The 13,493-nt window shown below is 71.7% G+C and carries 12 protein-coding genes; 7 read left to right on the top strand and 5 right to left on the bottom strand.

Annotated elements, in window-relative coordinates; translation table 11 throughout:
- Positions 1–117: 117 nt before the first annotated feature.
- Complete coding sequence (locus ABH920_RS28050) at positions 118–870, top strand: NAD-dependent epimerase/dehydratase family protein (protein ID WP_370352144.1); 753 nt, start codon at positions 118–120, stop codon at positions 868–870.
- Between the two features lie 210 nt (positions 871–1,080).
- Here ABH920_RS28050 and ABH920_RS28055 read toward each other — a convergent pair whose 3' ends face one another.
- From ABH920_RS28055 to ABH920_RS28065, 3 genes are all read right to left on the bottom strand, one after another.
- Positions 1,081–1,593, bottom strand: coding sequence for a GNAT family N-acetyltransferase (locus tag ABH920_RS28055; protein ID WP_370352145.1), 513 nt, complete (start codon positions 1,591–1,593; stop codon positions 1,081–1,083).
- Positions 1,594–1,697: 104 nt separating this feature from the next.
- A complete protein-coding gene (gene katG / locus ABH920_RS28060; protein ID WP_370352146.1) occupies positions 1,698–3,938 on the bottom strand; it encodes a catalase/peroxidase HPI in 2,241 nt (746 codons plus the stop codon).
- 121 nt (positions 3,939–4,059) lie between these two features.
- Entirely contained in the window at positions 4,060–4,503 is a 444-nt protein-coding gene (locus ABH920_RS28065; RefSeq protein WP_370352147.1) for a Fur family transcriptional regulator, read from the bottom strand.
- Positions 4,504–4,627: 124 nt separating this feature from the next.
- Between ABH920_RS28065 and ABH920_RS28070 the strand changes: the two genes are divergently transcribed.
- Positions 4,628–5,551 carry a nucleotidyl transferase AbiEii/AbiGii toxin family protein gene (locus ABH920_RS28070; protein ID WP_370352148.1) on the top strand — a complete coding sequence of 308 codons (924 nt, stop codon included), beginning with the start codon at positions 4,628–4,630 and terminating at the stop codon, positions 5,549–5,551.
- Positions 5,548–6,156, top strand: coding sequence for a hypothetical protein (locus ABH920_RS28075; RefSeq protein WP_370352149.1), 609 nt, complete (start codon positions 5,548–5,550; stop codon positions 6,154–6,156). The genes ABH920_RS28070 and ABH920_RS28075 overlap by 4 nt, the downstream gene beginning before the upstream one ends.
- A gap of 24 nt (positions 6,157–6,180) precedes the next feature.
- Here the strand turns inward: ABH920_RS28075 and ABH920_RS28080 are convergent, their stop codons facing one another.
- Together ABH920_RS28080 and ABH920_RS28085 are read right to left on the bottom strand one after the other, a co-directional pair.
- Positions 6,181–6,822 carry a LuxR C-terminal-related transcriptional regulator gene (locus ABH920_RS28080; RefSeq protein ID WP_370352150.1) on the bottom strand — a complete coding sequence of 214 codons (642 nt, stop codon included), beginning with the start codon at positions 6,820–6,822 and terminating at the stop codon, positions 6,181–6,183.
- On the bottom strand, positions 6,810–8,042 hold the full coding sequence (locus tag ABH920_RS28085; protein WP_370352151.1) for a sensor histidine kinase: 1,233 nt from the start codon (positions 8,040–8,042) through the stop codon (positions 6,810–6,812). Before ABH920_RS28085 ends, ABH920_RS28080 begins: the two co-directional genes overlap by 13 nt.
- Positions 8,043–8,205: 163 nt before the next feature.
- Here ABH920_RS28085 and ABH920_RS28090 point away from each other — a divergent pair, with 163 nt between their 5' ends.
- The 4 genes from ABH920_RS28090 (at position 8,206) to ABH920_RS28105 (ending at position 13,434) form a co-directional block, all read left to right on the top strand.
- Positions 8,206–8,991, top strand: coding sequence for an ABC transporter ATP-binding protein (locus ABH920_RS28090; RefSeq protein ID WP_370352152.1), 786 nt, complete (start codon positions 8,206–8,208; stop codon positions 8,989–8,991).
- Entirely contained in the window at positions 8,988–11,483 is a 2,496-nt protein-coding gene (locus tag ABH920_RS28095) for an FtsX-like permease family protein (RefSeq protein ID WP_370352153.1), read from the top strand. Before ABH920_RS28090 ends, ABH920_RS28095 begins: the two co-directional genes overlap by 4 nt.
- Positions 11,484–12,322: 839 nt before the next feature.
- Positions 12,323–12,700, top strand: a complete 378-nt coding sequence (locus tag ABH920_RS28100; protein WP_370352154.1) for a hypothetical protein — start codon at positions 12,323–12,325, stop codon at positions 12,698–12,700.
- Between the two features lie 227 nt (positions 12,701–12,927).
- Positions 12,928–13,434 (top strand): hypothetical protein, encoded by a 507-nt coding sequence (locus ABH920_RS28105; RefSeq protein ID WP_370352155.1) that lies wholly within the window; start codon positions 12,928–12,930, stop codon positions 13,432–13,434.
- Positions 13,435–13,493 lie beyond the last annotated feature (59 nt).

Raw genomic sequence — 13,493 nt, forward strand, 5'->3', positions numbered from 1 at the left:
TCTGAGCCGGATCGGCGCGCGCTACTGGCGGGATTCGGACATGGCGTCGAGCGGCGGACGGCGCGGCCGGGCGGAAATTCCGGTGAGCAGTCGGTACCTGCCTGCTACGGTACGTGAATGCGCATCCTGCTAGTCGGTGGTTCGGGCTATGTCGGCACGCTGATGCTTCCGTGGCTGGCCGCGGAGCACGAGATCCGGGTCCTGGACCTGGTGCCGCCGCACGGGGGCCATGACCACGTCATCGGCAGCGCGACGGATCCGGAGGCGCTGGCGACCGCGCTGGACGGGATGGACGCCGTGGTGCACGCCGCGATGGGCCTGCGCTCCCAGACCGCCTGGCCGGAGCCGGACACGGCCAGCTCGTTCGAGGTGAACGTGGCCTCGATCTACACGACTCTGGAGGCCGCGCACACCGCCGGCGTCTCGCGGGTGGTGCTGATCGGCAGCATGTCGGTGTTCGCGAACGAGCCGGTGCGGCTGTCCTCCCGCGATGTCGACGAGACCACCGAGCCGGACGCCACGAACCTGTACGGCGTGACGAAGCGCCTGGCCGAGCAGGTGGGCCGGATCGCCGCGCAGGCCCACGGCCTGACGGTCACGGTCCTGCGCCTCGCCTGGCCGACGCCGGAGGATGTCTGGCCGCTGTGGGCGCTTCCGGTCCTCGACGAACCGATGGACATCCGACGCGCCGACGGCACGCAGATCCCGGCGCTCGCCGCCTCGGACCTGGCCGCCGCGGTATCGGCTGCGGTCGGCCGGGACGCCGGGGGCTTCGACGTGTTCCACATCTTCGGAGCGGACGATTCCGGGCGCGGCTGGAGTGCGGCCAAGGCGCGCGATGAGCTCGGGTGGGTCGCGCGGCGCCGGTGAGAGCGGCCGGCCATGGCGCTCGGTCGCGCTGAGCTCAAGCAGCGCCGGCCTCGGGCGGTGCTGAGGTCAGGCGATGCCGAGGTCTGGTGGCGCTGTGGCCGGGTCGCGCCGGGATCAGGCGATGCCGAGATCAGGTGGCGCTGAGGCCAGGTTGCGCCGAGATCTGGTGGCGCCGAGGCCACGCGTCGCCGAGGCCAGCCGGCGCCGAGCTCAATCAGCCGTCAGATCGAGCCGCCACACGTTCGAGCGCATGAAGTGCCCCTTCGGATACTCGAACTCGGACTCCCCGACCAGCTCGAACCCCGCCTTCCGGCACACCGCGTTCGACGCCCCGTGCTCGACCGACGGGAACGCGTACAGCCACCGGTGCCGACCATCGGCACGCGCCGCCTCCGCCGCCGCGATCGTCGCGGCCACCGCGAGCCCGCGGCCCTGGAACTCGGGCAGGATGCCGTATCCGGTCTCGTAGGCGGCCTCGCCGTCCCACTCGTGGTCCCAGAAGCCCGTCGAGCCCGCGACCTCGCCGCTCGGCAGGACCACGCGGAACATGGACCCGTTCTCGGTCGGATCGAGATAGCGCCGGTGCCGGTCGGCCAGCTTCTCCTCGCTTTCCGGCCCGCCCAAGTGCTCGGTCATCTCCGGCGTGTTCTGTCGGCGGAGCACGTCGAAGTCGGCGTCGGACCAGGGTTCGAGTTTCACCGGCGGGATGGTGGCGTCGGACATGGTCACCACACTACGACCGGGCACTGACAAGCCACGCACAACGAAGGCCCCGCCCGAACGCCGAAGCGTCCGAGCGGGGCCCGAGGCAAATCCCGCAACCAGCTCTACCGGTGCAGGTCGAACCGGTCCAGCTCCAGCACCTTCCCGAACGCCGCCGCGAACTCCGTCGCGAACTTCTCCTTCGCGTCGTCGCCCGCGTACACCTCGGCCAGCGCGCGCAGCTCGGAGTTCGAGCCGAACACCAGGTCGGCACGCGTGCCGGTCCACTTCACCGTGCCGGAGGCGTCGCTGCCCTCGAACGTCGTGGCGTCGGCGTCGACCGGCTTCCAGGTGGTGTCCAGGTCCAGCAGGTTGACGAAGAAGTCGTTCGTCAGCACGCCGGGGGAGTCCGTGAACACCCCCGCGGTGCTGCCGCCGTGGTTGGCGCCGAGCACGCGCAGGCCGCCGACCAGGACCGTCAGCTCCGGGGCCGACAGGTTCAGCAGGTTCGCCTTGTCCAGCAGCAGGTACTCCGCCGGGAGCGAGGTGTCCTTGCCCTGGTAGTTGCGGAAGCCGTCGGCGCGGGGCTCCAGGTAGGACACCGACTCGACGTCGGTCTGCTCGGCCGTGGCGTCGGTGCGGCCCGGGTGGAAGGGCACGGTGACGTCGAAGCCGGCGTCCTTGGCCGCCTTCTCCACGCCCGCGGCGCCGGCCAGGGCGATGACGTCGGCCAGCGAGACCTTCTTGCCGCCGCTCGCGCCGCCGTTGAACTCCGAGACGACGCCTTCGAGCTTGCGCAGCACCGGCGCCAGCTTCTCCGGCTCGTTGACCTCCCAGCCGGACTGCGGCTCCAGGCGGATGCGGGCGCCGTTCACGCCGCCGCGCTTGTCGCTGCCGCGGAAGGAGGCCGCGGCGGCCCAGGCGGTGGTGACCAGCTGCTGCACCGTCAGGCCCGAGGCCAGGATGCTCGCCTTGATCGCGGTGGCGTCCGCGTCGTCGATCAGCGGGTAGTCGACGGCCGGCAGCGGGTCCTGCCACAGCAGGCGCTCGCTGGGGACCTCGGGGCCGAGGTAGCGGACGATCGGGCCCATGTCGCGGTGCGTCAGCTTGTACCACGCGCGGGCGAAGGCGTCGGCGAACGCCTGCGGGTCCTCCTTGAAGCGGCGCGAGATCGGCTCGTAGATCGGGTCGAAGCGCAGCGACAGGTCGGTGGTGAGCATCGTCGGCTGGTGCTTCTTGGCGCCGTCGAACGCGTCCGGGACGGTGCCGGCGCCGCCGTTCTCCTTCGGGCGCCACTGGTTGGCGCCGGCCGGGCTCTTGAACAGCTCCCACTCGTAGCCGAACAGGATCTCGAAGAAGCTGTTGTCCCAGGTGATCGGCGTGTTGGTCCAGATGCCCTCCAGGCCGGAGGTGATCGCGTCCGCGCCGACGCCGCTGCCGTGGCTGCTCTTCCAGCCCAGGCCCTGGTTCTCCAGCGGGGCGTCCTCGGGGTCCGGGCCGACGGCCTCGGACGGGCCGGCGCCGTGGGTCTTGCCGAAGGTGTGGCCGCCGGCGATCAGCGCGACGGTCTCCTCGTCGTTCATCGCCATCCGGCCGAAGGTCTCGCGGATGTCGCGGGCCGCGGCGACCGGGTCCGGGTTGCCGTTCGGGCCCTCGGGGTTGACGTAGATCAGGCCCATCTGGACCGCCGCCAGCGGCTCCTCCAGCTTGCGGTCGCCGGTGTAGCGCTGGTCGTCCAGCCACACCTGCTCCGGGCCCCAGTAGACGTCGTCGTCCGGCTCCCAGACGTCGGGGCGGCCGCCGGCGAAGCCGAAGGTCTTGAAGCCCATCGTCTCCAGCGCCACGTTGCCGGTCAGGATGATCAGGTCGGCCCAGGACAGGTTCTGGCCGTACTTCTTCTTCACCGGCCACAGCAGGCGGCGGGCCTTGTCCAGGCTGGCGTTGTCCGGCCAGGAGTCCAGCGGCGCGAAGCGCTGCTGGCCGGTGCCGCCGCCACCGCGGCCGTCGTGCACGCGGTAGGTGCCGGCGCTGTGCCAGGCCATGCGGATCATGAACGGGCCGTAGTGCCCGAAGTCGGCCGGCCACCAGGGGCGGGAGTCGGAGAGCACGGCGGCGATGTCGGCCTTGACGGCCGCCAGGTCCAGCGTGTTGAACGCGGCGGCGTAGTCGAAGTCCGCGCCGTTCGGGTTCGCCACCGCGGGGTTCTTCGCCAGGATCTTCAAGTTCAGCCGGTTCGGCCACCACTGCCGGTTGCCGCCGCCGGCGGTCGGGTGCGCGGCCCGGCCGTGCGGGACCGGGCAGCCGCCTACACTCGCCTGCGCGCCGTGATCGATGTCGACGTCGATGTCGCCATGCTTCTCAGACATCTTAGGGGGAGTCCTTCCGGGTTCTGGCGGTTCACGCTTGTTCGGATGTTCTCTGATGTACTCGGACGTTCTTTGGTGCTCTGTGCTGCTGGTGTTCTGAGCTGCCGGCGGCTACCCCTGGCTACCCCTGGGGACCGGCCGGGACGGCGCAGTCGGGGCACAGGCCCCAGTAGACGACCTCGGCCTCGTCGATGGTGAAGCCGTGGTCGTCGACCGGGTCCAGGCAGGGCGCCGCGCCGACCGCGCAGTCGACGTCGACCACCGTGCCGCAGGTCCGGCAGACCAGATGGTGGTGGTTGTCGCCGACCCGGCCCTCGTAGCGCGCCGGGCTGCCGGCCGGCTCGATGCGCCGGACCAGCCGGGCCGCGGTCAGCGCGTGCAGCGCTTCGTAGACGGCTTGCAGCGAGACGTGGCCGACCCGCGCGCGGACCCCGGAGGCGATGGCGTCGGCGTCCAGGTGGTCGCCGCCGCGCACGGTCTCCAGCAGGGCCACGCGCGCCGCGGTCACCCGGAGTCCGGCGCCGCGCAACTCCTCCGCGGCGGTCGGCGGGTGTGGTGCGGTCATGGCTTCAACCTATCGGGCTAGAGGCGAACAATTCAAGATAACGAGTCATACAAGTTTTTGTGTGTCTCATTGCTCCGTCCGGGGGAAGGGGCGGTGTCGGAGCGGTCCGCCATAATCGGCGGCCATGGACGACCTCGGGCTGCCGCGCGACCGCGACACCTGCCACCGCCTGGCCTTGGACCACGTTCTGGCGCTGATCGCGGACGCGCCGTGGAGCAGTTGCCTGGTGCTTCGCGGAAGCATGTTGCTGACGGCATACGCCGGATCGGCCGCGCGCAAACCAGCCGATTTGGACTTCATCGTGGTGAAGGACGGCTGGCCGGTCGACGACGAGGAGCCCTTTCCGTACGTGGACGACCTGGCGACGGTGCAGCAGTGGCCGGAGGTCGCCGACGGGGCGGGACGTGCCGAGCTCTGGGCCGACGGGGAGTTCGACACCGGGGGACTGCGCCCGCGGGTGTCGCCGGAAGGCGTGAACTGGATCCGGGACGAGGAGTGGGAGGAATCGGCGCCGTACGAGGATCTGCGGCAGCGGATCCGGGAGAACCCGAGCGCGGGGCACGGGATCGTGCTCGATCCGGAGAAGTTCGACGAGTCGGGGGACTGGACGTATTCGGGCTATGCGATGCGCGGCGCGCGGGTGACGATCCCGTGGAAGACGCGCGGCGGTCCGGGGCGGCGGCTGTCCGGGGTGGTGCAGCTGGACTTCGCCGCCGACGAGCCGATGCCGAGGCGGCCGGTGTGGACGCGGATACCGCGGCTGGCCGGGGGGTTCAGCGTGGTGTGGGCGGCCAGTCCGGAGCTGTCGTTGGTGTGGAAGCTGATGTGGCTGGTCGAGGACTCCAGCGACGGCGGGGCCAGCCGGGGCAAGGACCTGTACGACGCGGTCGTGCTGGCCGAGCTCACCACGGCACAGGCCGGGCTTAGGCGTCGCGATGTGGAGGGTTTGGACGTCGACTGGGAGTCGTTCGTCGCCGAGAATCCGCAGGTCGAGGGCTCGGTCGAGGAGTGGAAGCAGCGGCTGATGAGCGCACTGGGGCTGGTGTGAGCGAGGTTGTGGGGGACTTCGAGTTCCACATCACTGTTTCCGATGATGATGCTGGCGCGCTCGCGGCGTGGGCGGGGGAACGCGGGGTGAAGTTCACGCACATCGTGTTGGCGCGCGGCGAGACGGTGTCGCAGCCGATGCTGACCGTGCGCGGTGCGGGGACGGCTGCCGCGGTGCTCGCCGACGCTGAGGCGGCGGCGGGGGAGTTGCGAGAGGCGGGATTCCAGGTCACGCGGTTGAAGGTCGAGTCCTCTCCGTTCGCGGACGGAGTGCCTGCGACGGGCGACCACGCGGCGGACGACAAGTACTTCGAGCATCATCTCAAGCTGCTGCTGCCGCCGGGGGTCGATGAGGCGGCGCTCGCTGACCTGGTGATGCCGCACGGTGCGCATCTGTCGCGGAACGCGCGCCGGGTGCGGGAGGACGGATACGCGGAGCGGTTTGTGACGCAGCGCTGCCATCTGGTCGGGACCGATACTGCGGTCGCGGCCCTGGACCGACTCATCGACACACTGCGCAACGCCGGCCACGAGATACTCAGCATCGAGCGCGAATACGTGGTCTACGACAGCAGTCCCGCGGTGGACGCCGGCTGGATCGGCTGAAGGACAGACCAGAGGCGCGCCCCCTCAGTCCCCAGCCTCCAAGAAAGCCAGCACCGCCCGCACCCGCCGGTCCCCGGCCTCGTCCGGTGGCAGCCCGAGCTTGCCGAAGATGTTCCCCACGTGCTTGCTCACCGAGCGCTCGGTGATCACCAGCGTCGTGGCGATGGTCGTGTTGTCCAGCCCCTGCGCCATCAGCGACAGCACCTCGCGCTCGCGCGGCGTCAGGGCGTCCAGGGGGTCGCGGCGGGTCAGCAGCTGGGAGACCACCTCGGGGTCCAGGGCGGTGCCGCCGGCGGCGACGCGCTCCAGCGCCTCCTGGAACTCCGAGACGCGGGCCACGCGGTCCTTCAGGAGGTAGCCGATGCCGGCGGCGCCTTCGGCCAGGAGTTCGGCGGCGTAGGTCTCCTCCACGTACTGCGACAGGACCAGGATCGGCAGGCCCGGCAGCATCTTGCGGGCCTGGATCGCGGCGCGCAGGCCTTCGTCGCGGAAGCCCGGGGGGAGGCGGACGTCCAGGATCGCGGCGTCCGGCCGGTGCTCCAGCAGCGTCGGGAGCACCTCCGGGCCGCTGCCGGCGACCGCCACCACCTCGTGGCCGACCGTGGTCAGCAGCAGTTGCAGGCCCTCGCGCAGCAGCACGTTGTCCTCGGCGATCACAAGCCGCACGGCAGCTCCACCTCCACGTTCGTCCCGGTTCCGTCCGTGCGGCTGTCGACGCGGGTCACGCCGTCCAGTGCCGCCACCCGGCGGCGGATCCCGGCCAGGCCGCTGCCCAGCGCCGGGTCCGCGCCGCCGTGGCCGTCGTCGCGGATCCGCACCGTCAGGTAGGGGCCATCATGCCGCAGCGACACCCAGGCGTGCGCCGCGCCGCTGTGCTTGGCGACGTTGGTCAGCGCCTCGGCGACCACGAAGTACGCCGCCGCCTCCACCGCCGCCGGGCAGCGCCGGTCCGGCTCCGGGATGTCGACGGCCACCGGCATCGGGCGGCCGGCGGCCAGCGCGCGCACCGCCCCGGGCAGGCCGCGGTCGCTGAGGATCGGCGGGTGGATGCCGCGGATGACGGTGCGCAGCTCGGCCAGCGCGTCCTCGATGCCGGCGCGCGCGTCCAGCATCAGGGTCCTGGCACCGCCCGGGTCGGCGTCGAAGCGCTGGTCGGCCAGGCCCAGCCGGAGCGCGGCGCTGACCAGCTGGGCCTGCGTGCCGTCGTGCAGGTCGCGCTCGATGCGGCGCAGCTCGGCGCCGTGCGCCTCCAGCGCCTGTGCCCGGGTCTCGGTCAGCGACTCCACGCGCGCGGCCAGCTCGGTGCGGCGGGTCGGGCCCAGCAGGCGCTTGGCGTACCAGCCCTGGAACCGCGCCAGCTGCGGCTGGAGCCACAGTTGCAGCGCCGTCAGACCCACCGCCATCAGCAGCGGGTAGGCGATGGCCTGGGGCCAGGTGTAGATCTGCGCGCCGGCGCCGAGCGTGCCCGGCTTCACCGTCCACCACCAGAACGGCAGCGCCAGGTCCCACGGGATCCCGATCCAGAGCTCGACCGACACGACGCCGATGAGCAGCCCGAGGAAGCCGTGCACGATCATCCACGCGATGTCCCGCCACACCGAGGCGGACCGCATCAGCGCGAAGTATTGCCGGTACGGGTCGGCCGCCACCGGTGTGGACGGCTCCCGGATCGGATACCCCAGCACCTTGGCCGCCCGGCGGCGCTCGATGTTGGTCAGCACCCGGATCCGGCCGGCCACCCACGGCAGCCCCGGCACCCCGAAGGCCAGCAGCAGGGCCAGCGGGAGTAGACAGACGCCGAGCAGCGCGGGCAGTACGGTGCGCAGGCCCGCGACCAGGTACCACGTCGAGCGCAGGCTTCGGGCGAACAGGGCGCGGATCTTCATGATCCCCCCACTCTAAAGGCCAGGTCGGCCCGAGTCGGCACGGCAGGCCCCACCACCATGGTGTAGCGCGCTACACCCCCAAGAGGGGACCGGGGCCGCTGGGGCCGGCGAAGATCCAGAACTAGCGTCGAAGGCGTACTGATCCACCGACGCTGGAGCGCTTATGACCGCCCCGAACACCGTGCCCGCCGGGACCCCCGGGTACGCCGCGCCCGCCGCCGGCCACGCCGACCCCGGCGGCGCCGCCGTGACGCTGGAACGCGTGACCAAGTCCTACGACCGCGGCCGCGTGACCGCGCTGGACAACGTCAGCTGGGCCTTCCGGCGCGGCACGTTCACCGCGATCATGGGTGCCTCCGGCTCCGGCAAGAGCACCTTCCTGCACTGTGCCTCCGGCCTGGACCGGCCCACCTCCGGCACCGTCCGGCTCGGCGAGACCGACCTCGGCGCGCTGAAGGAGACCGCGCTCACCCGGCTGCGCCGGGACCGCGTCGGCTTCGTGTTCCAGGGCTACAACCTGGTGCCCTCGATGGACGTCCGGCGCAACATCACGCTGCCGCTGTTCCTCGGCGGACGCCGCGCCGACTCCGGCTGGCTCGACGAGGTCGTCTACCGGGTCGGGATGGCCGACCGGCTGAACCACAAGCCCTCCGAGCTCTCCGGCGGCCAGCAGCAGCGGGTCGCGGTGGCCCGGGCGCTGGTGACCCGGCCGGAGATCGTGTTCGCCGACGAGCCCACCGCCGCGCTCGACCCGCGCACCGCCGGGCACGTGCTGCGGCTGCTGCGCGAGGCCGTGGACGCCACCGGGCAGACCGTGGTCCTGGTCACGCACGACCCCACCGCCGCCGCGTGGGCCGACAGCGTCGTGTTCCTGTCCCAGGGCCGGATCGTCGACGAACTCCACCGCCCGACCGCCGCGACGGTCCTGAACCGCTGGGAGACGCTGTGAGGAAGGGCATCGCCTTCGGGGTCGCCGCCGCGCTGGCGGTCGCGGCCATGGTGCTCGGCGCCTTCGGGGTGCTGCTCGAGTCCGGCGTGCGAGCGCACGGCACGCTCGACCGCTACGCCTCGGCCGCCGCGGTCGTGCACGGCGAGCAGAGCGTGACCTACGCCAAGGGCAGCGGGGACAACAAGAACTCTGAGAGCCGGCCGCTCGTCGAGCCCGCGCGAGTGCCGGTGGCGCTCAGCGGGGCGTTGACGACGGTGCCCGGGGTCGGGGACGTGGTCGCCGACTTCTCGATGCCGGTGGTCGCGGTGCCCGCAAATGCTGTGCCGGCAAACGCTGTGCCCGCGAACAGTGGGAGCGGCGCGGTCCCGACGCTCACCGGCCACGGCTGGGACTCGGCGAAGCTCACGCCGACCACCCTCACCTCGGGCCGCGCGCCGTCCTCGGCGCACGACGTGGTCCTCGACGCCGCCACGGCTGCCGACCTCGGCGTCCACACCGGCTCCGAGGTCCGCCTGCAACTCGATGACGCGCCGCAGAGCTACGCCGTCTCCGGGATCAGCTCCGGCGGTCCGGCCGCGACGCTGTACTTCACCCAGCAGCAGGCCGCGACCCTCTCCGGTCACCCGGACCGCGCCGACGCGCTGGTCGTGCTGCCGGCCGCCGGCGCCCACGTCTCCGCCTCCGCGCTGCGGCACGCCGCGCCCGGCCTGGACGTCGCCACCGGCGCGGCGCGCGGCGACGTCGAACACCCGGCGATCCAGGCCGGCCGCCTCGACAACCTGGGCTCGGCCGGCACCCTCGGCGGCGCCGGGCTCCTGGTCGCGCTGCTGGTCGTCTCCGGGCTGCTGGAGCTGTCGGTGCGCGACCGCACCCGCGAGCTGGCCGTGATGCGCGCCGTCGGCGCCACCCCGCGCCAGGTGCGGCGGGTCATCGTGCGCGAGATGCTGAAGATCGCCGTGCCCTCGGCGCTGGTCGGGGCGGTGGCCTCGCTCGGGCTCGGGGCGTGGCTCAAGGCGGTCATGAGCTCCCAGGGCGTGCTGCCCGCAGGCTTCGAACTCTCCCTGAGCCCGATCCCGGTGGCCGGCTCGGCGCTGCTCACCGTCCTGGCCGCGGTCGGGACCGGCTGGCTCGCCTCCCGGCGGGTGTCGAAGATCAGGCCGGTGCAGGCGCTCGGTGAGAGCGCGGTGGAGCCGACCCGGCCGCCGCGCTGGCGGGTGATCACGGGGCTGGTGTTCGTGGTGCTCGGCGGGGCGATGCTGGTGCTGACCTTCACCGTCGGCGGCCCCGCGGCCCAGTCCTCGGTCGCTGGCCTGGTGATCTCGCTGATGTGGGCGGTGGCGCTGCTCGGGCCGTGGATCGCGCGGTTCGGCGTCAGGGTCCTGGGAGCGCCGCTGCGCCGGCTCTCGCCGATCGCCGGCGACCTGGCCGCCACCTCGGCGCGCGCCGCCGCGGTCCGGATGGCCGCCGTCATCACACCGATCGCGCTCGCGCTGTCTTTCGGCGGCACGCAATTGTTCGTGCAGACCACCAGCGCGAACGCCACGTCGGCCGAGGCCCGCGACGGGCTGCACGCGGCGCGCGTGCTGACGTCCTCCGGCCCTGGCATCCCGCACGCCGCCTACGACGCCGCCCGCGCGCTGCCGGGGGTGACCGACGTGACCGCGGTGAAGCGGACCACGGTGCTGATGCCGGTGTGGAACCTGGACACCTCGCTGCAGTCGTTGCAGGCGCAGGGGCTGGCGGGCGGAGCGGCCGCGACGCTGGATCCGAAGCTCACGGCCGGGTCGCTGGCCGGGCTGAACGAGCCCGGGACCGTGGCACTGAGCTCGGCGGTCGCGCACGACACGAAGGTGGGCGACACGCGGCAGCTGTGGCTCGGCGACGGGACGCAGGTCACGCTGAAGGTGGTGGCGCTGTACGAGCGGGGGCTCGGGTTCGGGGACGTGCTGCTGCCCCGGGATCTGGTGGCCGCCCACGCCACCACGACGTTGGACGACGACCTGCTGGTCAACGGCAGCGGCGATCTCAGCCCACTGACGAAGCAGTTCGCCGGACTCCACCCCGCGAGCGCGGCGGACTACGGCTCGACGCTGAGCGAGCAGGCACGCCACGACGGTCTCATGGGCCTGATCGCGGTGGTCGCGATCGCCGGGTTCATCCTGGTCGGGGTGGTCACCACGCTCGGGGTGGCGACGGCCTCGCGACGCCGGGAGCTGACCCTGCTGCGGCTGGTCGGCGCGACCCGGGACCAGCTGATGCGGTCGCTGCGGCTGGAGACGGTGCTCATCGTCGGGACCGGCACGGTGGTCGGCGCGGCGGTGGCGGGGCTGACGCTGTTCGCGTACGCCGCCGGGGTGACCGGGCTGCCGATGCTGTCGATCCCGCCGCTGGCGGTCGCGGGGATGGTGGCGGCGGTGGCTGTTCCGGGGGCGGCCGCGGTGCTGGTGCCCGGTCGCAGGATCCTGCGACGGCGGTCGCCGCGGATCGAGTAGCGTGCGCGGGCGGGCTGCGTCCGGGAAATTGCGAGAAATAGTGAGGCCGGGGCTGGTTGGAATGGTGCCTTAGTCGCCTCCAGAGGGGTCGTGTGCGCTTTTTCGCGGGGGTTCGCAACCCGGGAGTCGAGGGCCGGCGGGCAGGTGCTCACCGGCCCTCTCGTGCCGTCGCCGCGCCTATGTTGACCTGGCCTTTTCGCGGATCTGAGCTACGCTCGCAGGTGGCCTGGAAGACACGCCTCGGAGGGGATTTTCATGAGCCAGGAACCTTTCACGTACGACGCGAGCCACATTACGGTTTTATCGGCTCGCCCGGCGAACGTGGCCTTCATCTCTTGGTGATGGAGGCCACGGGGGCCTCGATGAGATTCTGCACGGCCGCGCGAGCCGGTTGGACGTAATGCTGCTGAGCGATGGTGGGGTGCGGATCGCCGACGACGGTCCCGGGTTCGAATTCGGGACCGGCCCGAGTCTCACGATCGCGCTGACGGTGCTCACTGCGGGCTCGAGCACGGTCGGGCCGCGGAATTCGATGAGCGCGTGATGGGGCCGGTGTCGAGCCGACTGGTGGCCGAGGTCCGGCGCGACGGTCGGCGGTACGTGCAGGAGTTCGCGCGCGGCGTGCCGGTCGCCCCGGTCGCGGACGCCGGGCCGACGAGCGGTAGCGGGACCGCCATCACGTTCTGGCCGGACGCCGACATCTTCGAGAGCATGGAGTTCTCGTTCGAGACTCTGGTGGAACGCTTCAGGGAGCTGGCGTTTCTCAACCGGGAGTTGGACATCTCGCTGACGCCGAGATCGTCGGCTTCACGGAGGAAGAACCCGAGACGGAGACGACGATGGAAATCGCCCGGCGCTGGCGCGGCTCCGAACCAGAGCGGATCCGCAGCTTCGCCAACAGCCAGCCGACTCCCGGAGGCGGCACGCACCTGCTGGGCTTCCGCGACGGAATGGCCGCCGCGCTCACCGGCTACGCGCGGGAGCGGCGCCTGCTCGCGTCAACGGACCCTGACATCGGCGCCGACCGGATCGGTCGGGGCCTGACGGCAGTCGTGTCGGTGAAAGTGAAGTATCCCCAGTTCGAGGGCTGCACGAGGGACGCACTGGGCAACGCCCACGTCCGCGGCTACCTCCGCCAAGCCGTCCAGAACCGCCTCGCCGACTGGCTGGCCGCCAACCCGCAGCAGGCAACAGAGATCCTCGACCAGATCCGCTGACGGCGCCCCCGCCACACACCGAGCCCGGTTGCTATGGTGCATCTGAACCGCTGTGCCCCATGGCGCGTAATACAGGCATACACGCCACCGGGGCGTGATATGCGCGGCGTGTCCGTCAGGGAGGGTCCCGCAGCCTCCGTTCACTCCCCAGTGGTTGGCGGGCACGCCGCTTCCGAGGATCGGCAAAGGTGTGGGCGCCGGTTTCGGTGTCCCGATATTGTCGCGCGGTGAGTTTGGTGGCGCGCCTGGCGCGGTTCGCCGATTCGGCGTCGCTCGGCGAGATGCGGGTCGGGGCGTCGATCGATGACGTCGCGCGGTTTCATGGCGAGCACTTCGATTTCGCGACCCAGCGGCGAGGGAAGTGGCCGCGCCTGTTCGTGTTCGGCGATGTGGAGCTCTATGTCTGCCGGTGCCGGCGCGTGAACATGATCTCCATCCAGACCTGGCGCGCCGAGACCGAGCTTCCTTACGAAAACCGTGTCGGCTGCGAGACTTTCGCCGGCCAACCCACCTACGACGAGGTCACGGATGCCCTGGACGCGGCTGGAGTCGGCTGGCGGCCGCATCCGCCGCTGACACTCCCGGGCCAGACCGCGCTCGTCGCCGACGTCACCGCCGTCTCGTTCGTGTTCGAGCTCGAAGACGGCGAGCCGCCCTTGCTGAACGTCGTCGGCGTGCCGGGCGACTTCCACGAGTGCCCCAAAGGCCCCCAGCCGCGCCCCGCCCGAAGATGACCCTTGTACCCTCACGCCGTCCCTCCTACAGTGCAGCGACCTACCGTGATCACGCGGCT

The organism is Catenulispora sp. EB89 (assembly GCF_041261445.1).
Taxonomy (GTDB): Bacteria; Actinomycetota; Actinomycetes; order Streptomycetales; family Catenulisporaceae; genus Catenulispora.

Coding starts and splice junctions, on each gene's coding strand:
- ABH920_RS28055 (WP_370352145.1), bottom strand. CDS start 1,593: ATGTCCGACGCCACCATCCCGCCGGTGAAACTCGAACCCTGGTCCGAC.
- ABH920_RS28085 (WP_370352151.1), bottom strand. CDS start 8,042: ATGAAGATCCGCGCCCTGTTCGCCCGAAGCCTGCGCTCGACGTGGTAC.
- ABH920_RS28100 (WP_370352154.1), top strand. CDS start 12,323: ATGGAAATCGCCCGGCGCTGGCGCGGCTCCGAACCAGAGCGGATCCGC.
- ABH920_RS28070 (WP_370352148.1), top strand. CDS start 4,628: ATGGACGACCTCGGGCTGCCGCGCGACCGCGACACCTGCCACCGCCTG.
- katG (WP_370352146.1), bottom strand. CDS start 3,938: ATGTCTGAGAAGCATGGCGACATCGACGTCGACATCGATCACGGCGCG.
- ABH920_RS28065 (WP_370352147.1), bottom strand. CDS start 4,503: ATGACCGCACCACACCCGCCGACCGCCGCGGAGGAGTTGCGCGGCGCC.
- ABH920_RS28090 (WP_370352152.1), top strand. CDS start 8,206: ATGACCGCCCCGAACACCGTGCCCGCCGGGACCCCCGGGTACGCCGCG.
- ABH920_RS28050 (WP_370352144.1), top strand. CDS start 118: ATGCGCATCCTGCTAGTCGGTGGTTCGGGCTATGTCGGCACGCTGATG.